This is a genomic window from Lactobacillus sp. XV31L (assembly GCF_059900865.1).
This window is the reverse complement of the sequence record NZ_JBWXGC010000002.1, coordinates 38,383-60,070: the sequence shown is the minus strand read 5'-3', so window position 1 is coordinate 60,070 and position 21,688 is coordinate 38,383. Positions and strand designations below refer to the sequence as shown.

Sequence of the window (21,688 nt, the reverse complement as noted above, 5' to 3'; positions counted from 1 at the left end):
TTAAAAACTCATCAATCCTGAAACAAGAAGGAGACATGTAAGATGAAAAAGACAAAATTACTTAGTTCATTAGGAATCGTGAGTGCAGCAGCACTTGCCTTGGTTGCTTGTGGCAAGGGTGGCAACAAGGCAGACGATACTAATGCTGGTAAGACGGCAAGCAAGTTCCCAATCGCTGTGCCGAATAAAGCAACTAAACAAGGTGGTACGTTAAAGCTTGCCCTGATTGCTAATTCTCCGTTCACTGGAATTTTCTCTAATGAATTATCAACGGTTACAACTGATTCAGAAGTAGCTTCACCTGGTAATGAAGGCTTATTTGATACTGATGATAACTACCGGATTAACGACAAGGGTCCGGCCACAATGAAATTGGATAATAAGAACAATACGGTAACTATCACGATTAAAAAGGGTGTTAAGTGGTCTGATGGCAAACAAGTTACTGCTAAAGATGTTGAGTATCCATACGAAATTATGGCAAACAAAGCTTCCAAGTCACAACGATATACTTCAAAACTAGGGCTTATTAAGGGAATGAAGGAATATCATGATGGTAAGTCTAAGACGATTTCTGGCATTGAAATGCCAGATGGCGAAAATGGACGTACAGTAATTCTGCATTATAAGGAATTGAAGCCAGGTATGACCAACTCAGGTAATGATTACTTCTGGGAATCAGCTTCGCCCTACCATTACTTAAAGGATGTGCCATTTAGTAAGCTAATGTCGTCTGACAAGATTAGGAAAAAGCCACTTTACTTCGGCCCCTTCGTCTTGACCAAGTTGGTACGTGGCCAAGCTGCAACTTGGACACCAAACAAGTATTATTGGCGTGGTAAGCCAAAACTAGACAAAATTATTTATCAAGTAGTTTCATCGCAATCAGCAACGCAAGCTATCAAGAGCCACAAATTCGATATCACGCAAGTGATTAATTCACAATGGAATCAAGTTAAGGACACTAAGGGTGTTAACTTTGTAGCAAATATTCCATTAGTTTATTGGTATGTAGGTTTCCGTCTTGGTAAGTGGGACGCTAAGACCGGCAAAAACGTGATGGATCCTAAGTCAAAGATGAATAACAAAGCACTGCGTCAAGCTATCGGCTATGCTATGAATGTTGATGAGGTCATGAATCACTATACTCACGGTATGTCTTTTAGAGTTCCGACCTTAATTCCAGCCCAGTTTGGTGACTATTTTAATAAGGATATTAAGGGCTACACATATAATTTGAAGAAGGCCAACCAAATTTTGGACAAGGCAGGCTATAAGAAGAAAGGTAAGTGGCGTGTTCAGCCAAACGGCAAGCCTTTGAGCATTAAATTCATGGCCTTGTCAGGTGGTGTCACTCAAGAGCCAATTATTCAAAACTACTTACAGCAATGGCACAAGATTGGGTTGAATGTAACTCTGACTGGTGGTCGACTGACAGAAGGCAACTCTTTTTATGATAAGATTCATAATGATGATCCGTCATATGATATGTTTGAAGCAGGGTGGTCGCTTTCATCTGAACCATCCCCGCTTGGGCTATATGGTGAAAAAGATCCATTCAACTATACCAGATTTGTAACGCCAGAGAACAACAAACTGCTTGAAGAAATAGACTCTAAGAAAGCATTTAACCACAGGTATAGAGTTGAAAAATTCCATGAATGGCAAAAGTATATGTTTGACCAAGCATTTGTTATTCCAGAACAAAGTTCTTATAGTGTTAAAGCAGTTAACAATAAGATTTCTGGCTATTCTTTGAGACCATCTGAAAGCACTAATGGATACCCATTATGGTACAAAGTTGGGTTTGTTAAATAATCCTAGACATTGACTATATAAAATATATTTAAAATCTCAAGCTTTGGCTTGGGATTTTTGGTATTAATAATTTTGTTTCAAATAAGTTAAATTAAAATGAACAAATATGTTGAAATATTAATTTAATGTGATATTATTTAATAATTAACTTGTCTTAAAAACTATTCCATCCAAATTAAAAAGGAGTCGTATTAAATGAAGAAAGCAAAAGTATTTAGCTCAATTGGATTAGTGAGCGCTGCTGCACTTGCCTTGGTTGCATGTGGTAAGGGTGGCAGCAGCAATGAAGGGGCCAAAACAGCCAGCAAGTTTCCAATTGCTAGTTCTGCAAAGATTGCAAAACAAGGTGGAACAATAAAGGTTGCAGAAGAAACAGATACTCCTTTTACTGGTGTATTTAATGAAGAGCTGGCAATGAGCCAACCTGACAGTGATGTTGCATCTCCCGGTCAAGAATCCTTATTTGATACCGATGACCACTACAAGATTAATGACAAGGGTCCTGCAACCCTAAGGCTAAATCGTAAAGCCAGAACAATTACGATTACGGTTAAGAAGGGTGTTAAGTGGTCTGATGGCAAACAAGTTACTGCTAAAGATATTGAATTTGCCTACGAAATTATTGCGAATAAGGCTACAAAATCGCAGCGCTATTCCAGCCAATTTAATATCATTAATGGTATGAAAGAGTACCATGAGGGTAAGGCTAAAACTATTTCTGGTATTGAAATGCCAAATGGTGAGAACGGCCGCGTAGCTGTGTTGCATTGTAAGGAACTAAAGCCGGGAATGTATTACAGTGGCAATGGTTATATTTGGGAAAATGCTGCTCCTTACCACTACTTGAAGAATATTCCATTTGCCAAAATGGAAGCTTCTGACCAAATAAGAAAGCAGCCGCTATACTTTGGGCCGTACAAGGTGGACCACATTATACGAGGACAATCGGTAACGTGGGTTCCTAATAAGTACTATTGGCGTGGTCGGCCAAAACTTGACAAGATTATCTACCAAGTAGTTAATCCTAACTCGGCTTCCCAAGCAATTAAGAGCCATAAATTTGATATTGCACGAGTGGTTAACGCCCAGTGGAAGCAGGTTAAAGATACGAAAGATGTAACCTTTGTTGCTCATGTTCCACTTGCCTACCGTTACGTTGCTTTCAAAGTTGGTAAATGGGACGATAAGAAATCCAAGAATGTCATGAACCCGAAAGCTAAAATGGGGAATAAGTCTTTGCGGCAGGCAATGGCTTATGCCATGAATACCGATGCGGTGTATAAACACTATACCGACGGCTTGAGTTTCCAGGTTCCAACACTTATTCCGGCACAGTTTGGTGATTACTTCGACAAATCTAACAGGGGCTATACATATAATTTAAAGAAAGCTAACAAAATTTTAGATAAGGCTGGTTACAAGAAGAAGGGTAAGTGGCGTGTGCAGCCTAACGGCAAACCGTTAACAATTACCTTTGCAGCTATGTCGGGTTCTGCAATCCAAGAACCAATTGTGCAAAACTACATCCAGCAATGGAATAAAGTTGGGCTAAATGTAAAGCTACTTGGCGGCCGTTTGACTGAATTTAACTCCTTCTATGATAAGGTTCAGCATGATGACCCGAAAGTTGATATGTTTATGGCCGGATGGACTTTATCTTCAGAACCTTCACAGCAACAGATGTTCAGTGAAGGGACGATGTCTAACTATTCACGCTTTGTCACGCCAGAGAACACAAAGTTAATTGAAGAAATGGATTCGCAGAAGGCTTTTAATCACAAGTACCGGGTACAGAAATTCCATGAATGGCAAAAGTACATGGTTGATCAGGCCTATGTCATCCCAACCTACAATGAATATGAAATTGATGCAGTTAACAGTAAGGTGGCAGGATATTCTCTTAAACCATCTCAAAATAACAACGAGCACCAATTATGGTACCAAGTTGGCTATGCTAAATAAGCCTTCCTATCAAGATTAATTAGACAACAAATCGAGAAAACTATTGCAAAAATTTACGCAATAGTTTTCTTTTTCATTTTAGCTGGTAAAAACTGGTATAATCTAAGAAGATAAGGGGCTGAAAAGATGGTTAGTACAAAATTTGTTAAACAATTAAATACCAAATATAAAATCAAGTTTGACAACCCAAAAATTTTAGAAGAAGCTTTTACTCATTCTTCCTATGCTAATGAACATCCCAGCGATGGGATTCGCGATTATGAAAAGTTGGAATTCTTAGGCGATGCGGTGCTGGAATTGGCCATTTCCAATTACCTCTACCGGCACTTTCCCAACCTAAACGAGGGAGAACTGACCCGGATGCGGTCCAACATTGTAGACACTGAGGGTTTTGCAGAATTTGCCCGGGAGTTTGGCTTTTCAGAGCAGATCAATCTAGGTCATGGTGAAGAAAAAGCGGGGGCCCGTGCACGAAAGACACTTCTAGAAGATGTCTTTGAGGCTTTCAATGGTGCGCTTTTTCTTGATCAGGGCTTGGATGCAGTCGAACACTTTTTAAGCTTGACGGTTTATCCGCTGATTAATGCAGGCAAGTTTGATTCCTCGCGTGACTACAAGACTGACTTGCAGGAATTTCTGCAACAAGATGGTCCAGTAGCAATTGAATATGCGGTGCTGAGAGAAGAGCAGATGCCTTCGCGTTTTACTGTTCAACTGACAGTTAATGGCAAGGTTCTGTCACAGGGCAAGGGCCACAACAAGAAGGCCGCTGAACAAGAGGCTGCCAAGGTTGCCTTGAAGCTTCTCAACTAGGAGGATGAGTTAGTGCCTTTAACTGAACTTATTATTGATGGCTTTAAGTCATTTGCTGAAAAAACAAAGATCAAGTTCGATAGCGGAATTACAGGCGTTGTCGGCCCCAATGGTAGTGGCAAAAGTAATATTACTGAAGCCATTCGATGGGTGATGGGTGAAGCAAGTGCTAAGTCTTTGCGTGGCTCTAATATGAAAGATGTTATTTTTGCAGGCAGCCAATTTCGCAAACCATCCAGCCATGCTGAAGTGACGCTAATCTTTGACAATCGGGGCCACGAACTTAACTTTGAAAACGACCAGGTAGTAGTTACCCGGCGTATTTTGCGTTCTGGTGAAAGTGAATACCAGATAAACAAGCACAATGTGCGCCAGCGCGATGTCCGGGCCCTCTTTTTGGATTCAGGTATTTCTCCGGATAGTCTGGCGATTATCTCCCAGGGCAGAGTCGATGGGATCCTGAATTCGCGTCCAGAAGACCGCCGAGGATTATTTGAAGAGGCGGCCGGTATTCTCCACTTTAAAAAGCAGAAGGAAGAAGCTAGCGCTCAACTTGATCAAACAACTGAAAACTTGGTAAGAATCAATGACTTGGTTAAGGAATTGGAGCAGCGAATTGAACCGCTCCATGAGCAGAGCTCACTTGCTCAGGAATATCAATTTCAAAAGCAGGGCCTTGACCATGACTTAAAAACGCTCTTGGCCTTTGAAATTGCGGATTTGGATAAACAAAAGCAAAAATTAGACCAGCAGGCTGAGCAAAATCAAGTTTTATTATCGAAATTAGACCGCGAGGTTAAGGAATCCCAGAGTGCAGTTACGGCTAAGCGAAACGAGTATAAGCAGATTAGTGCGCAACGCGAGCAAATTCAAAGTGACTTGTTGGCACTGACAAAGAAGCTTTCCGATTTTAATACTAGTCTGCAAGTAACCCAGCAAAGCAGGCAGTATAGTGAAGCCACCAAAAAAGAATATGAGGCGGAACTGGCAGACCTTAATAAACGTACTGCAACTTTGACCAAGGAGTGCGCGGAACTAGTCCAACAGGAAAAAGAGCTCAAAGAAAGTCGAGCTGAACTGCAAGCCAAGCGGCAAAAGCTAACGACTAGCTTGGACACGGATCCTGACCAGCTCAACCAGCAACTTGAAGAACAACGAGCAAACTATATTCAGCTGCTCCAGGACCAGACGTCTAACAATAACCAGCTAGTCTACCTCAAGTCTGAATTAAGCCGAACGGCTAACGACAGTGAGTATCAAAATGATGATGTGTCAGAGCAACTGGAAAAGTCGATTGAGGAATTGGAACGCTTGCGCCAGCAGGGTCAGATGCTCAAGCAAAAATATCAAAGTGCCAAAGACCAGCTTAGCGAGCTAGAGGGTCAACAATCCCAGCACCAGACTAAACTCGCGGACCTGCGCAAGCTAGTAAATAGCAACAGTCAACGCTATAGTCAGGTGCAAGCACGCTATGAGGCTTTGGAAAATATTCGCAAACGCCATGAAGGATACTATTATGGCGTAAAAACCGTCCTGAATCACTTGGACCGCTATCCGGGTGTCATTGGGGCTGTGGGTGAACTAATTACTTTTCCAGCCCGACTGGAAGCAGCAATGTCCACCGCCTTAGGTGGTGGTGTCCAGGACTTGGTTACTAAGACTCGCATCAGTGCGCGGGATGCTATCAACCAGTTGAAAAGGGACCATGCGGGCAGAGCAACTTTTTTGCCGTTGGATGGACTGCGTGAATATGCGATTCCACCGTCAACGGCTAAAATTCTAACTTCTTATTCTGGCTACCAGGGCATTGCCAGCGAGCTGGTTGAAAGTTCATCTGATCTTGACATTAGCCCAGCAATCAACTACTTGCTAGGCAGTACCGTGATTGTTGATACGATTGACAATGCAATGAAGATCAGGCAGCGTATTGCCCGCTATCGCATCGTCACGCTGGACGGTGACGTGATTGCACCTGGTGGTTCAATGACTGGGGGTGCGCGTAACCAGAAGAATAATTCACCACTGCAAACAACTACAGAACTCAACGAGTTAAAGCAGAAGATCAAGCAACTGAAGAAGCAACTCGACCAGGACCAGGCCCACTTTGATGAGCTGACAAAGGCAAGCAGCAAGCTAGATCAAGAAATTGCTTCTTCTCAGGCCAAGCTTCAGGATTATAGCCGTGACTTAGGCGAAGCTGTCCTTTCTTTTCAAAATCAAGAAAAAGAAGTTAACCGCCTTAAGGCAGCTAGCAGGCTCTTTGCTCAGCGCACAGAAGAGCGAATTAAGCAAGTAGAGACAATCAAGGGCAAAATTGTGGCAGCTGAGAAGCAGAAGGTGGTCTTTGACGAGCAGATCGACCAGCAAAAAGCAGCAATTGCAGCTGTTCAAGAGCAGATTAAGAACTATGCAAGCTTTAACCAGCAGGTCCAAGAAAAGCTGGCAGCCCTTGATCCACAAATTGCCGTCTTTACCAATAAGCTAGAGAACTTGGCCAAGCAAAAGGCCGAGAAGTCGCGAACTTTAGCCCAGTCCCAAGATCAAATTAAGACACTAACGGCCAAATTAGCCGCGCTTGAGCAAAGTGGAACTTTGGACCAGGAAAAGAAACAAAAACTAGCTGCTGAAGTAAAGCGGGAATCTGCCCGCAAGGAAGACTTACAAGACCAACTCAATACCTTGAGCGGGAAACTGGGTCGCTGCGATGCCAAGATCAACCAACTTGACCAAGTGGCCAGCCGGAACTATGACTTGCGCAAGACCGCTGCAAGCGAACAGCAGGACTTTTCGGTTAAGATTGCCCAATTAACTAGCAAGATTGATCAGCGCTTAGTAAAATTGCGCAAGGATTATGCATTGACTTATGAGGCCGCTTTAAACCAGGCTGAAGAGGACAATACTGAGGAAACTAGGAGTCGACTCCAAAAAAGCGTCAAGCTCCACCAGATGTCCTTGTCTGATATTGGTCCGGTCAACTTGCAGGCAATCGAAGAGTATGAGGATGTCAAGAAGCGGTACGACTTTTTGACAGGACAGCAAAATGACCTGCTGCAAGGACGCGATAACTTGCGCAAGTCTATGGCTGAGCTTGATTCTGAAGTCTCTAGTCGCTTTAATGAGACTTTTTGTGCTGTTGCTAAGAGCTTTGCTGAGCTTTATCCCGTCGTTTTTGGGGGAGGTAATGCTAAGCTAGTCTTAACTGATCCAGATGACCTTTTGACCACCGGCGTGGAGATTGTGGCCCAGCCACCAGGCAAAAAATTGCAGCGCTTGAGTCTGCTGTCCGGTGGTGAGCGTGCACTTACAGCCATTACATTGCTCTTTGCGATGCTCAAGGTTAAGCCGGTGCCTTTCTGTGTCCTGGACGAGGTGGAAGCTGCGCTTGATGATGCCAATGTGACCCGCTTTGCCCAGTTTTTGGAACACTACGACATGCACACGCAATTTATCGTGATTACCCACAGACGGGGCACGATGGAGCGGGCTGACCAACTATACGGCGTGGTGATGCAAGAATCAGGGGTATCGCAGGTTTTGTCGGTTTCGTTAAAAGAATTAAAAGATGAGGTGAACTAAGAGTGGGTTTATTTGATAAGATTAAGAAGTCGCTTTTTGGCGATGATAGTGACCAGACCCAAGATAAAAAGCAGGATGAAACTGATAAAGAGAAAGCTGTTGAAGAAGGTGGAGTCAAGGAAGCTGAATCGGTTCCTGATCATGAAGAAGAGGCCGAAGATGCAGTTGAACCTGCAAGTGACATTGAAGATCAGGTAGCTGAAAATGAGGATAAAGTAGAAGCTGCTCAACCGGCAACTACTAATTCAGCAACAGAAGATGCAGATAATCCGCTAGTTGACCAGGCCGAACTCTATGAGAAAGGCTTGGAAAAGACTAACAAGGGTTTTGGTGCCCGGCTCAACCAATTTTTTGCCCAGTTCCGGACCGTTGATGAAGACTTCTTCGATGATTTAGAAGAATTGTTAATTGAATCCGATGTGGGCTACGAGACAGCTGAGACTTTGACCAGTGAATTACGAGATGAAGCCAAGCTGCAAAAGGCTAAGTCCCGCGATGACTTAAAGAGGGTTATTGTTGAAAAATTGGTCAACCTGTATGATCAAAATGGTGACGCAGAAAATGAGCACTTACGCGTCCACCAAGATGGCAAGCCTAACATCTACCTCTTTGTTGGGGTCAATGGAGCGGGCAAGACGACGACTATTGGCAAGTTGGCCAAGCGCTTCAAGGATGAGGGTAAGTCAGTTCTGCTGGCTGCTGCTGATACTTTTAGAGCCGGAGCGGTTGAGCAACTAGTTGAGTGGGGCAAGCGGGTTGATGTACCGGTTGTGACCGGCCAAGACCAGGCGGACCCTGCTTCAGTTGTCTTTGATGCCACCGGTCGTGCTTTAGCCGAGCATGCTGACTACCTGCTAATTGATACGGCAGGACGCTTGCAAAACAAGAAGAACCTGATGAACGAGCTGGAAAAGATTGAGCGTACGATTAAGAAGCAGGCGCCAGATGAGCCGACCGAAACCTTATTAGTTTTGGATGGGTCAACGGGGCAGAATGCTCTGCTGCAGGCCAAGGACTTTGACAAGACGACCAAGTTAACCGGCCTGGTCTTGACCAAGCTTGATGGTTCTTCTAAAGGTGGCGTGGTCCTAGCTATCAGGAATGAAATGAAGTTGCCAGTGAAGTTGGTTGGTCTGGGTGAAAAGGCCAGCGACTTAGCCGACTTTAACGCTGCCAATTATGCCGTGGGACTTTTCCACGACTTGGTTTAAATAGATTAAAGGAGTTTTTTATGAAAGAATATAGCGCATGTACAACGATTTTGGTTGGGAAGAAGGCCTCAGTGGACGGATCAACAATGATTGCCCGCAACGATGACACCTTCCGTCCCATTACCCCGCAGAAATTCGTGATTGAACCAGCTGTCAAGGGTGAAAAGGACCGCAAGATTAAGTCCTGGCTGAATAAGTTTGCCATGGACCTGCCTGAAGACGCCCAGGCCGTTCCTGCCGTGCCTAACGTTGATTACAAGCACCGGGGCTATTACGATGAAAGTGGCATTAACCAGGAAAATGTTGCAATGTCTTGTACTGAGTCTACATACGGCAATGAAAGGGCGCTAGCTTTTGACCCGCTAGTCAAGGATGGCCTGGATGAGGACTGTATGCAAACAGTTGTTTTGCCTTACATCCATTCTGCGCGCGGCGGCGTGGAATATTTGGGCAAGCTAATTAAAAAGTACGGTTCACCTGCTGGCAATTCTGTTTTGTTTAGCGACAAGAATGAAATCTGGTACATGGAAATTGTTACGGGTCACCATTGGGTAGCCCAGCGTATTCCTGATGATGCTTATGCCGTGGCTGCCAACCGTGTTTCAATTGAACAAGTTGACTTTAACGATCCCGATAACTTTATCTGGAGTGAGGGCATCCAGGACTTTGTTACAGGCCACCACTTAAATGTTGACCATGAAGGTTGGAACTTCCGCCATATCTTTGGTACCTACAGTCAACAAGACCGTTTCTACAACACTAACCGGGTTTGGTACGGACAAAAGTACTTCAATCCAGAAATTGAGCAGGACCCAACCGATGGGGACTTGCCTTTTATTCGTCGGGCCGCTAAGAAGATTACGCGTGAAGACATCGAATTTGTCTTAGGCAGTCACTATCAGAATACGCCATATGATCCCTTTGGCCATGGCAGTGATGAGGAAAAGCACCGTTTCCGCCCAATCGGCTTGAATCGGACGCAGAATTCCCATATTTTGCAAATTAGAAGCGATGTGCCTAAAGATCGTGCAGCCATTATGTGGCTCTGTATTGGTGGACCTACTTTCACCCCATTTGTGCCATTCTTTGCCAATATGAGTGATACTGATCCCTCATACAATAACACCTCAATGGACTACAATATGAAGGATGCTTGGTGGTACTATAAGTCCTTAGCCGTGCTAGTTGAAAGTCACTATCCACAGTTTGTCCAGCTGGACACAGACTATTTGAATGAGCTCAACCAGTACTACCGGGGCCGCATTGAGGATGTAATTGCTGGTGCAGAAGGCAAGACTGGTGCCAAGCTGACAGAATACTTGACCCAGGCTAACCAGGAGACAGTCGCATACACCCGCAAGCGGTCTGAACAATTCTGGGGTCAAATGATGATTGATTCCATCAACATGTCCAAGTTAACCTTCAATATGGATGCTAACTTGTAATCATATATAGATTTAAAAAACATTTTTTCACTATTTTGTTGAGAAAATGTTTTTTTGTAATAATATAAAACTGTGATACCCATGATAATTTTTTAAAATTATGTAAAACATCTTAAAAACGTCTTTTGGTTCTCTTTTTCAGCAAGCGCCGCTACTGCAAGCCGCCAATGTTGCCAAGACTACAGACTGCTATTCATGTGAATTAAAGTATTGTTATTGAGCCTGAAAGATAATATTGAGAGTAAGCAGAGGCAGTCGATAAAAGCTGTCATAGAAACTTTTCAAACATAAAGTAGCGCAGTTATCCAAAAAAGTTGCAAGGAGAAGTAATAATATGGGTTTTATAATAATGGTTTCATGTTTTATAATTGGCTTAATATGCATTATTCTAGGACTGAAAAAAGATTTTGTGAAAATAAATAAAAGCATACTTTTAGCAATAGGTGTCATTTTGGTGGCTGGCGCAATTTTCCTTGCTACACCGGTAGGATCTAATTTTACTCATCACATATATGATCTTCTATACGCTAAAGGAATGTTTAAGTAGACCAAATAACGCCTCTGCAAAGGTCTAGCTTAATATTAAAAAATCACCTAGGGCTGATTTCCAGTATTTGTTTGGGAGTCAGCCTTTTTGCGCTGATTTGGTCATTAAAATAGCCCCAAAAGTTTTTGATTTTTGGAGCTCAAGATTAAATATTATTGTTCTTTTTTCGTGACAATGACTGAGTGGTGAATACCATATAGGTAGTAGATAAACAGGCCAATAATGGTCCAGACCAACATGTATTTTTTAGCTTGCATGTCCAAGCCCCAGAAGACGGCCAGTGAACCTAAGAATGCCAGACCAGGCAGTACTGGATAAAGGGGCATCTTGAAGGCTGGATCAGCAATGTCGCCCCCTTCGCGCGGACGCAACTTGTAAATTCCAATCGAAACAAACATGAAGGCTATCAAGGTCCCAGCAGAAACTAGCTGAGTCAAAAAGGAGAAGGGAATAAAGGCTGAAATCACAATGGCAATAACTGCTACCGTCCACAAAGAGTTGGCTGGACGATGGTCAGCATTTAACTTGCCTAAAAAGCGGGGCATCATGCCATCGCGACCAAAGGAATATACTAGGCGTGAACTAGCCATGGCCAAACCTATGAGGGCGGTAAACATGCCCAAAATGGCAATTGATTGAACGACCACGGCGATTTTGCCATAGCCTGTTTGCCGCAGTGCATAGCCAACCGGTTCAGCTGAATTCAGGTATTGGTGGTAGGGCACCATACCAACAAGGACCAAGCTAACCGCAACGAACAAGACCACTGCAATTAGTAGTGAACCGATAATGCCGCGCGGCATCGTTTTTTGCGGATTAACCGCTTCAGCAGAATTGGAGGCAATGGTATCAAAACCTAAAAAGGAGATATAAATCATGGATACACCGGCATAAATTCCCTGCCAGCCGCCAAAGGGACCGTGGGAGGTAACCCGGTAGTGAGGGATGAAGGGCATGAAGTTGGCCTTTCTAATCACTGTGAGTCCAACCACCACGAATAGCAAAATGGCGGCCACCTTGACGACCACCAAGATGTTTTCTACTTTGGAGGCTTTAGAAACTCCAAAGCTAACCAAAACGGCGGCAATCACAATTGCAATCATGGCCACTAAGTCGAGGATGCCGCCATTAACTCCAAGCGGGTTGGACAATGCAGCCGGCAATTTCCACCCCCATGGTGCAATCAAAGCTCGCAGGTTGGCAGACAAGCCCGAACTAATGAAGGCCATTCCGATCAAGTACTCAGCCAGCAATGCCCAGCCAGATATCCAGCCCCAAAACTCGCCAAAGATCACATTGATCCAGGAATAGACCGAACCAGCAAAAGGCATTGCTGCCGCCATTTCTGCATAGGCAAAGGCCACCAGCCCAGCTACAATCGAAGCAATAATGCAAGAAAGGGCAACGGCAGGGCCAGCGTGCAGAGCAGCCACTTCACCTGGCAGGGTGAAAATCGACGTAGAGACAATCGTCCCCACTCCAAGAGCTAGGAAGTCACGTACCTTCAGCGTACGAATGAGTCGACCGTCTTTTTCCTGATAAATACTAGGATCTTCTTTCCGGTTCATTGCTTTCCATAAATTCACTTAAACATTACTCCTCATTGTTGCTATAACTTAAGGGCAAAACGCATATGGCGCATTGGTGAGCACAAGGCTTAATTGCTCTATTTGTGCCAGCCAGGCTGTCATTATCCGTTTATGCCTCCTTAACCGTTAAATAAAAATACGGCACTGTGGGTCAGACTTCAAGTACCGTAAATAATCGTTTCAAACTTAATGGATAACTTATTGGGCCTTTCGGGCTAATAAACCTCCAACTAAAAAATAATCAGTAACCATCATACAAATTTTCTGGCTAAAATGCAAGAAAGTCGGGATTTTTTGGTAGGTTAATGACTTTGGCAATCGTCAAGAGCCTGCTTTTTTGCTATACTGGTTCAAGGTGAAACTTAATGAATGAACTCGAAAAAAATGAGGAGTTGGGCGACCTGTACGCCTATTACGGTCGGCTCTTGACTAAGAGCCAGCAAGACTATTTTGAAGATTACTATTATAATGATCTTTCTTTGGGTGAGATTGCTGCCAACCATAAGGTTTCGCGGCAGGCGGTTTATGACAACCTTCGCCGCTGTCGCAAGCTTTTAAGCAATTATGAAGCCAAGCTGCACATGAAGAAGGACTATAATGAAATTGAACAAAAATTAGCGGTTATTTCATCTTGCTTGCAAGCAGAAAAGCAAGAAGAAGCTGCGCGTGCACTCAATGAACTATTAATGCAAATGAGGGGAGAATAATCCATGGCTTTTGAAAATTTAAGTGAAAGAATTCAAAAGGCGCTCAAAAATTTAACGGGCAAGGGCAAGATTTCAGCAGAAGACGTCAACGCTGCCAGCCGAGAAATCAGATTGGCCTTACTTGAAGCCGATGTTAACTTCAAGGTGGTTAAGGACTTCATTAAGAAGATCAAAGAAGAGACCCTGGGCAAGGAAGTCCAGGAAAGCTTGAATCCGGGTCAACAGGTTATCAAAATCGTTAATGACGAATTGACCAAGATGATGGGGACTAGTGCAGCGCGTTTGAACAAGTCCAAGCACATTCCAACTGTCATCATGATGGTGGGGCTGCAAGGTACGGGTAAGACGACGACTGTTGGCAAGTTGGCCAGTCGTTTGATGAAGGATGAAAAGGCCCGTCCACTTTTGATTGCTGGCGACATCTACCGGCCAGCTGCCATTGACCAGCTCCAACAGATTGGGGATGAGCTGCAGGTACCCGTTTATAGTGAACAAGACCAGCAAAATGTAGCACAAATTGTTAAAAATGGACTGCAACGGGCAGAAGAAAACAAGAATGACTACGTAATTATCGATACTGCCGGCCGACTCGAAATTGATGAACCATTAATGGAAGAGTTAGAGCAGGTCAAGGCTGTAGCTCAGCCCGACAATATTTTGCTGGTCGTTGATGCGATGACGGGTCAGGCCGCAACTGATGTGGCCAAGGGCTTTGATAGTCGCTTAGACATTACGGGCATCATTTTAACCAAGCTCGATGGTGATACGCGGGGCGGTGCTGCGCTTTCAATTAGGGCAGTGACGGGCAAGCCGATTATTTATACCGGGCAAGGTGAAAAGCTGACGGATCTGGAACAGTTTTATCCGGACCGGATGGCCTCTAGAATCTTAGGCATGGGCGACATGCTGACCTTGATTGAGAAGGCCCAACAGGACTATGATGCCAAGAAGGCCGAAGAAGTTGCTCAGAAGATGAAGGAAAATACCTTTGACTTCAACGATTTCGTGGACCAACTTGACCAAGTGGAAAAGATGGGTCCTTTGGATCAGATCATGAAAATGATTCCTGGGATGGCCAATAACCCCCAGCTTAAGAATGTCAACTTTGACAAAAAGCAAATCACCTATGTTAAAGCCATTGTTTCATCAATGACCACGGCCGAACGTGAAAATCCAGAATTGCTTAATCCAAGTCGCCGGCGGCGGATTGCGGCAGGGTCAGGTCGACCGATTGTGGAAGTTAACCGCATGATCAAGCAGTTCAAGCAGGCGCGCGACATGATGAGCAAGATTACCAAGGGCAACTTCAAGGGAATGGAGAACTTGCCGGGCATGGACTCACCGATGGCCAAGATGGCGATGCGGCATATGGGCAAGAACTTTAAGAAGAACAAGAAAAAGCGCATGAAGTTCAAGCGCTACCACTCATAATTTTAACCTGTTAAGGGAAAACACTTTACACCACGAAATTAAAGTGCTATATTAATACTCGTATCTTTTAGGAGGAAATTAACTATGTCAGTAAAAATTCGTATGCGCCGCATGGGTGCTAAGAGAAAGCCTTTCTACAGAATCGTTGTCGCAGACTCAAGGATGCCACGCGATGGTCGTTTCATCGAAGAAGTAGGCTACTATAATCCTGTTTCAGAGCCTAAGGAATTGAAGCTTGAAGAAGACAAGATTTTTGAATGGCTTAAGAAGGGTGCACAACCTTCAGACACTGTTAGGTCACTGCTGTCCGGTGCTGGCTTAATGAAGAAGCTGCATGAATCAAAGTTCACTAAATAATGAATTTGTTAGTTAAAAGTTTGGAGCCAGTTGCTTCAAGCTTTTTTCTTTCTTGGTGAGGAGAAAAAATGCAATTTTATGATGTTGCACAAATATTGACCACTCACGGTCTTAAGGGCGAGCTCAAGCTCAACGTGATTACTGACTTTCCAGACCGCCGTTTTGCTCCCGGAAGCCAGTTGACCTTAAAAGACAATCTGGAAATGGTTTTGACAGTGGCCAGCAGCCGGCCTTTCAAGCAATTTTGGCTGGTCCAGTTTGTTGAGATTACTGATATTGCGGCTGCTGAAAAACTAAGGGGCAAGACCTTGGTTGTGAGCCAAGAAGAGCAACATGATTTGCCGGAAGGTGCCTTTTACTACCGCGATATTTTGGGATGCACAGTAGTAGACAAGCAGACTGGAGCTCTTTTAGGCCAGATTACAGATATTGAGTCACCAGGAGCTAATGACGTCTGGGAAGTCACTGAAGAATCTGGCAAGACCTATCTCATTCCTTACATTGATTCGGTCGTAAAAAAGGTTGACGTGGGTGCTAAGAAAGTTTACGTCGAATTATTGGAGGGACTGCGCGATGAAGATTAACGTCCTAACGCTTTTTCCTGACATGTTTACGCCGCTTACAACTTCAATGCTCGGGCGTGGACTAGAAGATGGGAAGTGGCAGCTAAACCTGGTTAACTTCCGCGACTTCACCAGTGATGTTCACCACCACGTAGATGATGCTCCGTATGGAGGCGGTGCCGGAATGGTCTTGCAAATTATGCCTATTAAAAAAGCGCTTGATACGGTAAAAAGCAAGGGCAGAGTAATTATCACTGCGCCTCAGGGGCAGACCTTTAACCAAAAAATGGCTCAAAAGTGGTCCCACGAAGAAAACCTGACTTTTATTTGTGGCCACTATGAAGGCTTTGACCAGCGCGTCTATGACCTGGCCGATGAAGTTGTATCAATTGGTGACTATGTATTGACCGGTGGCGAGTTGCCAACTATGAGCATGATTGACGCGACTGTGCGGCTGATTCCTGGAATTTTAGGCAATGCAGCGTCTCCAGTTGAAGAGAGCTTTGCCCGCGGCTTGCTCGAATACCCTCAGTACACTCGTCCAGAAGATTTTGATGGGATGAAGGTGCCAGCAGTGCTCTTGTCGGGCAACCACCAAAAGATTGCTGACTGGCGTCACAAGGAGGCATTGCGGGCGACTTACCTGCACCGACCTGACTTGCTGGAAGAGTACAACTTGTCCGGCAAAGAAAAAGCCATGCTAGAAGAAATCAAGCAGGAAGAAGACCAGGCTTGATTTCATGTGGCTAGTTTGCTAGAATAATTTAGGTGTAATTTTTACACTAATAGTTAGGGGTGTTCCGCTGGCGCTAGAAAGCGTTGATGAATGCCGTAGAAGGAGAAAACAATGGATCCATTAATTCAAGAATTGACCAAAGAACAATTGCGTGATGACATTCCTGACTTCCGCGCTGGTGACACTGTCCGTGTTCACGTCCGCGTTGTTGAAGGAACTCATGAACGTATTCAGATGTTTGAAGGCGTTGTTATCAAGAAGAAGGGTGCCGGAATTGCTGCAACTTACACTGTTCGTAAGATGGCTTCTGGTGTTGGCGTTGAGCGTACCTTCCCTGTTAATGACCCACGCGTTGCTAAAGTAGAAGTACTGCGTCACGGTCGTGTACGTCGTGCTAAGCTTTACTACCTGCGTGAACGTCACGGTAAGGCAGCTAGAATTGCTGAAAAGCGCCGTTAATTTATCGCAAAAGAGAATCATCCTTGTGAAAGGATGGTTCTCTTTTTTGTCTATGGTAAAATTAAGAACAAAATATTAAAGGAGGAAAAGAAAAATGGATGAACTATTTTTAATGGACTTTGACAACAGTCGGCGGGCGGTGCTTGAGCCAGCCCATGAAAAAGATGAACTGCATTATCATTTTCAATCCAAATTGCTCTTTGCCTTCCTTACTAGTGATGCCATTGCTCAGTTCTTGTCACAATACCCCCACCGGATTGCGGGGCGGTTTGACTGCTTTGAGGGCGATACTTTAATCTACGAAGTTGACCTCCCTGGCGAAAAAATTGCCCTCTGCCAGGCCAAATTAGGTGCAGCAGCTGCAACCCAGTTGCTTGACTGGCTAATTGGCTATGGCGTGCAGCAAGTTCTAGCCATTGGGTCAGCTGGCTCACTGATTGACCTACCTGAAAACTACTTTCTAGTACCAACAAAAGCCATTCGCGATGAAGGCACCTCCTTTCATTATGCTGCGCCCAGCAACTTTGTTGACTTGCATTCATCCTTTTTAAGTAGGGTGGAAGAATTAATGGTCCAGTCCGATTTTAAGGTCAAGGAGGTAACGACTTGGACGACTGACGGCTTCTTCCGGGAGACGCCTAAGAAGGCTGAGCAGTTTAAGGCCCTTGGTGCTTCATGTGTAGAGATGGAATGTGCAGCGATGGCAGCATGTGCTCAATTTCGCGGTGTTTATTTTGCCCAAATTCTCTTCACTGCAGACTCGCTTAGTGACCTTGACCAGCACATTGAACGTGACTGGGGCCGGGGTGCACACGAACAGGCTCTTAAGCTGGCTAGTCAAATTCTGAAAGATCTTTAACTTGGACTTTGTGAAAATTATGGTCCATGAAACTTGCGTGTAACAGGCAGAAATTTCACAAGCAAAATAAAAAAGACTGATAATTCAGTCTCTTTTTCTAAAAATGTGGTCAATAATTTGTGAATGGCAAATCAATATTAAATGTGGAAAGTTCTGACTTCCGCTTGGCAGAAGACCCTAGCAGCCTTTAAAGTTAAAAAAACAGTTAGGCCAGAATAGGATACAAGTCAAAGACAAGCAAGTAAATCAATGAGTCCAGCTAATCAGGCAGGTTTACAACCAGACGTGTGGGTCTGAAAACCAGCGAGTTGAGAATTTACAATTAATTAGGAAAAGGCTGCAGCAAGCGCGGTCAGAAAGTCAAAATCCTAATGGAAGACAGGATAAACTAGAGCAGTTGCTGCGAAATTTACAAAAAAGAAACCTTCCTAGTATTTAAGTAAAACTGGGAAGGCTTCTTACGTGTGATAACTGTCAGTGAGCTAAATGATACGACTGCGGTAGAGTCCGACTACCTTGCCTAAAATATGGACATTAGACAAGATGATAGGTGCCATTGTATCGTTTTCTGGCTGCAGACGGAAGTGGTCCTTTTCCTTATAAAAGCGCTTGACGGTGGCCTCGTTTTCATCAGTCATGGCCACCACGATCTCGCCGTTAGTTGCACTTGCCTGCTTGCGCACGATCACGCTATCGCCGTTCAAAATCCCCGCATTGATCATGCTTTCGCCATGCACCCGCAACATGAACAAGTCGCCGGCATCATTGACCAAATCAGGTGGGAGGGGAAAGTAGTCTTCAATATCTTCAACAGCAAGAATAGGTTGACCAGCAGTAACCACCCCGACAACTGGGATTTCAGTTGGTTTAACGCCAATTGCCTTCTTGCCTTCTTCAGTTACTTCAAGCGCGCGCGGCTTGGTCGCATCCTTGATAAGAAGTCCTTTGCGCTCCAGACGCGACAAGTGGCCGTGGACTGTGGAAGTTGAAGATAAATTAACGGCATGGCAGATTTCACGTACTGTAGGGGGGAAGCCTCTTTTTTGAACAGTATCATATATATAGCGTAGAATTTGTACTTGCTTGTTATCCTGACTGTTGGTCATAATCTTACTCCCTTATAATATTATCGGTAAACTACTGTTACGCCTATTCTAGCAAATAATCCGCATAAACACAAACAAACGTTCTAATAAATTAAACTTTTTTTATTGCCCAAAATAGGGTAGACTTTTTTAGGATGAGAGGTGTAAATGATGACTGAAGATAAAGAAAAAAAGCTGATTAACCGAATCAACGAACTGTATCATAAGAAAAAAACTACTGGTCTGACGTCTGAAGAAGAAAATGAACGCCAAAAACTACACCAAGAGTTCATTAAGAATTTCCGGGCTAGCTTTAAACAAGACGTTGAAAACCTAGTTTTAGTTGATAAAGATGGCAAAGAAGTCACATCAGAAAAGGCTAAAGAGGCTCAACGCAAAAAGGGTTTAAGAAAAGATTAACATTAACCTTTAATTTTACTTAATTTTTAGGTAAGATATATTTATTGGACAAATTGAGGTGAACATTTTATGAATATGGGATTAGCAATCTTTTTAATTGTAGTAGCACTGTTAGTAGGCTTAGTAGGCGGATTTTATGGTGCTAGGACATATATGAAGAAGTATTTTAAGGATAATCCACCAATCAGTGAAGACATGATTGTTGCTATGATGTCACAAATGGGGCAAAAACCTTCAGCCAAGAAGGTAAACCAAGTGATGAACATGATGAAGCATCAAAAATAGTGGTCTTGCTGGATTAAGTAAAAGACGGAGGATTGTCTCCGCCTTTTTTATATACGAAAGATAAAGGACATGAGAATATTTTTTAAACTAGGATGGTTCTTCAAAGAGGAGAAAAAACGTTACTTGGTCGGCATCTTCTTTTTGGCGCTGACTTCTGTGGTTAACCTGGTTCCGCCGCGTATTCTAGGTTTAATGGCCGACCAGTTAGAGTTGGACCACATCACTTGGCAAAAATATGGGTTACTGATTCTGGCAATCGTCCTAGCTGCTCTGCTGCTTTATGGTTTCCGTTATTTTTGGCGCAGGCAAATTTGGGGTGGGGCAGCTGAATTGGAATTGCAGCTACGAGCAAAACTATTTGCTCATTTTATGGAAATGGACCGCACCTTCTACCAGCGTCACAGAACAGGAGACTTAATGGCCCATGCCACTAACGATGTTTCTGCTGTTCAGGAAGTTGCGGGTGAAGGGGTTTTAACCTTAGTTGACTCGCTAATCATGAGCGTGTCAACGATGGTAGCGATGATTATTTTTGTTGATTGGCGCCTAACAATTGTGGCCCTTTTACCCCTGCCTTTTTTGGCCTGGGGTGCTTGGAAACTGGGTGACCAGCTCCATGATGCCTTCGACCAGTCGCAAGCGGCATTTTCGCGGCTTAACAACAAGACGCAAGAGTCGGTTTCTGGAATCAAGGTATTAAAAACCTTTGGTCAGGGCAGAGAAGATACCCAGGCCTTTAATGGGATGATTGTGGATACGATTAAAATTAATAAGCGGGTTTTCAAGTGGGATTCAATGTTTGACCCGCTCGGCAGTTTTCTTATTGGCTTAACATATACGATAACGATAATCTATGGCGGTATTCTTGTCAGCAGCAAGTCCTTGACGATTGGTCAGTTGGTCTCCTTTATTGCCTATATTGGCAACATGGTCTGGCCAATGTTTGCCATTGGCTACCTCTTTAATATTTTAGAGCGTGGAAGCGCTAGTTACGACCGAATCGAAAAGCTGCTCAAGGAGACGCCGGCAATTACCGACCAAAATGCTGACCTGCAAATCGGAGCACAGGACATTGCAGGCGACTTGAAATTTCAAATTGAATCCTTTGCCTATCCTGATGAACCCCAATTGCCTGTCTTGCGCAATATTGATTTTACCCTCAAAACTGGCCAAACACTGGGATTAGTTGGCAAGGTGGGAGCAGGCAAAACTACGATTATTCAACTTTTGCTGCGGGAATTTGACCAATATAATGGTCAAATTACTCTAAACGGGCATGACATCCGTAAAATTCCGCTTAACGTTTTATTGCGCCAGATAGCATACGTTCCCCAAGACAATTACCTGTTCTCAACCAGCATTCAGAAAAATATTGCTTTTTCTGAGGCTGATTCTAGTGAAGAAGCAATTGTTGCTGCTGCCAAAAAGAGCGATCTTCATAATGATATCCTGCAAATGCCTGGAGGCTACAACACTTTGGTAGGCGAAAATGGCGTTTCTTTATCAGGTGGCCAAAAGCAACGCATGTCAATTGCGCGTGCTTTGCTCAAGCAGAGTCAGATCCTGGTCTTAGATGATGCCCTGTCGGCAGTTGATGCCAGAACGGAGCAAGCTATTTTGAAGTCGCTGCGGCGAGAACGGGCAGGCAAAACGACAATGATTGCTACACACAGACTAACTTCAGTGATGAAAGCAGACATGATACTTGTACTCAAAGATGGCCAGATTGTTGAACGCGGCACCCATGAGCAATTATTGGCCCAAAATGGCTGGTATGCCGATATGTGGCAGAGGCAAGAACTCGAAGAAAAGGTAGGTGAATAAG

Annotated in this window: 19 protein-coding genes; 17 read left to right on the top strand and 2 right to left on the bottom strand. The window is 44.0% G+C overall.

All coding sequences use genetic code 11. From position 1 onward, the window contains the following. Nucleotides 1–42 precede the first annotated feature (42 nt). The 7 genes from AC2JF7_RS01850 to AC2JF7_RS01820 all read left to right on the top strand — a co-directional run bounded on the left by AC2JF7_RS01850 (nt 43) and on the right by AC2JF7_RS01820 (nt 11,372). A complete protein-coding gene (locus AC2JF7_RS01850; protein WP_500726502.1) occupies nt 43–1,818 on the top strand; it encodes an oligopeptide ABC transporter substrate-binding protein in 1,776 nt (591 codons plus the stop codon). Nucleotides 1,819–2,013: 195 nt separating this feature from the next. Next, nucleotides 2,014–3,780, top strand: a complete 1,767-nt coding sequence (locus tag AC2JF7_RS01845; RefSeq protein WP_500726500.1) for an oligopeptide ABC transporter substrate-binding protein — start codon at nt 2,014–2,016, stop codon at nt 3,778–3,780. 126 nt (nt 3,781–3,906) lie between these two features. Next, a complete protein-coding gene (rnc, locus tag AC2JF7_RS01840) occupies nt 3,907–4,593 on the top strand; it encodes a ribonuclease III (RefSeq protein ID WP_500726499.1) in 687 nt (228 codons plus the stop codon). Nucleotides 4,594–4,605: 12 nt separating this feature from the next. Then, entirely contained in the window at nt 4,606–8,169 is a 3,564-nt protein-coding gene (smc, locus tag AC2JF7_RS01835) for a chromosome segregation protein SMC (protein WP_500726497.1), read from the top strand. Between the two features lie 2 nt (nt 8,170–8,171). Further along, nucleotides 8,172–9,380: a signal recognition particle-docking protein FtsY gene (gene ftsY, locus AC2JF7_RS01830; RefSeq protein WP_500726495.1), complete on the top strand. Its 1,209-nt coding sequence runs from the start codon at nt 8,172–8,174 to the stop codon at nt 9,378–9,380. A gap of 20 nt (nt 9,381–9,400) precedes the next feature. Further along, nucleotides 9,401–10,825, top strand: a complete 1,425-nt coding sequence (locus AC2JF7_RS01825; protein WP_500726493.1) for a C69 family dipeptidase — start codon at nt 9,401–9,403, stop codon at nt 10,823–10,825. Between the two features lie 334 nt (nt 10,826–11,159). Then, nucleotides 11,160–11,372 carry a hypothetical protein gene (locus tag AC2JF7_RS01820; RefSeq protein ID WP_500726492.1) on the top strand — a complete coding sequence of 71 codons (213 nt, stop codon included), beginning with the start codon at nt 11,160–11,162 and terminating at the stop codon, nt 11,370–11,372. A gap of 152 nt (nt 11,373–11,524) precedes the next feature. Here AC2JF7_RS01820 and AC2JF7_RS01815 read toward each other — a convergent pair whose 3' ends face one another. Further along, nucleotides 11,525–12,958, bottom strand: a complete 1,434-nt coding sequence (locus AC2JF7_RS01815) for an APC family permease (protein ID WP_500726490.1) — start codon at nt 12,956–12,958, stop codon at nt 11,525–11,527. Nucleotides 12,959–13,326: 368 nt separating this feature from the next. Between AC2JF7_RS01815 and ylxM the strand changes: the two genes are divergently transcribed. From ylxM to AC2JF7_RS01780, 7 genes are all read left to right on the top strand, one after another. Beyond that, nucleotides 13,327–13,668 carry a YlxM family DNA-binding protein gene (gene ylxM, locus AC2JF7_RS01810; RefSeq protein WP_500726487.1) on the top strand — a complete coding sequence of 114 codons (342 nt, stop codon included), beginning with the start codon at nt 13,327–13,329 and terminating at the stop codon, nt 13,666–13,668. A gap of 3 nt (nt 13,669–13,671) precedes the next feature. Further along, nucleotides 13,672–15,099 (top strand): signal recognition particle protein, encoded by a 1,428-nt coding sequence (ffh, locus tag AC2JF7_RS01805; RefSeq protein WP_500726485.1) that lies wholly within the window; start codon nt 13,672–13,674, stop codon nt 15,097–15,099. Nucleotides 15,100–15,183: 84 nt separating this feature from the next. Beyond that, nucleotides 15,184–15,456 carry a 30S ribosomal protein S16 gene (rpsP, locus tag AC2JF7_RS01800; RefSeq protein WP_500726483.1) on the top strand — a complete coding sequence of 91 codons (273 nt, stop codon included), beginning with the start codon at nt 15,184–15,186 and terminating at the stop codon, nt 15,454–15,456. Nucleotides 15,457–15,524: 68 nt separating this feature from the next. After that, nucleotides 15,525–16,040, top strand: a complete 516-nt coding sequence (rimM, locus tag AC2JF7_RS01795) for a ribosome maturation factor RimM (RefSeq protein WP_500726481.1) — start codon at nt 15,525–15,527, stop codon at nt 16,038–16,040. Then, entirely contained in the window at nt 16,030–16,755 is a 726-nt protein-coding gene (gene trmD / locus AC2JF7_RS01790) for a tRNA (guanosine(37)-N1)-methyltransferase TrmD (protein WP_500726479.1), read from the top strand. Before rimM ends, trmD begins: the two co-directional genes overlap by 11 nt. A 111-nt stretch (nt 16,756–16,866) precedes the next feature. Then, nucleotides 16,867–17,214: a 50S ribosomal protein L19 gene (rplS, locus tag AC2JF7_RS01785; RefSeq protein ID WP_500726477.1), complete on the top strand. Its 348-nt coding sequence runs from the start codon at nt 16,867–16,869 to the stop codon at nt 17,212–17,214. 94 nt (nt 17,215–17,308) lie between these two features. Further along, entirely contained in the window at nt 17,309–18,073 is a 765-nt protein-coding gene (locus tag AC2JF7_RS01780) for a nucleoside phosphorylase (RefSeq protein WP_500726475.1), read from the top strand. Nucleotides 18,074–18,555: 482 nt separating this feature from the next. Here the strand turns inward: AC2JF7_RS01780 and lexA are convergent, their stop codons facing one another. Further along, nucleotides 18,556–19,179, bottom strand: a complete 624-nt coding sequence (gene lexA, locus AC2JF7_RS01775) for a transcriptional repressor LexA (RefSeq protein ID WP_500726473.1) — start codon at nt 19,177–19,179, stop codon at nt 18,556–18,558. Nucleotides 19,180–19,329: 150 nt separating this feature from the next. On the opposite strand from lexA, the gene AC2JF7_RS01770 reads away from it, so the two are divergent. The 3 genes from AC2JF7_RS01770 (at nt 19,330) to AC2JF7_RS01760 (ending at nt 21,687) form a co-directional block, all read left to right on the top strand. After that, the gene (locus tag AC2JF7_RS01770; RefSeq protein ID WP_500726757.1) at nt 19,330–19,578 is read left to right on the top strand and encodes a DUF896 domain-containing protein; all 249 of its coding nucleotides are present in this window, start codon (nt 19,330–19,332) and stop codon (nt 19,576–19,578) included. A gap of 69 nt (nt 19,579–19,647) precedes the next feature. Continuing rightward, a complete protein-coding gene (locus tag AC2JF7_RS01765; protein ID WP_500726471.1) occupies nt 19,648–19,863 on the top strand; it encodes a YneF family protein in 216 nt (71 codons plus the stop codon). 69 nt (nt 19,864–19,932) lie between these two features. Beyond that, nucleotides 19,933–21,687, top strand: coding sequence for an ABC transporter ATP-binding protein (locus AC2JF7_RS01760; protein ID WP_500726469.1), 1,755 nt, complete (start codon nt 19,933–19,935; stop codon nt 21,685–21,687). The last annotated feature ends 1 nt before the right edge of the window (nt 21,688 follow it).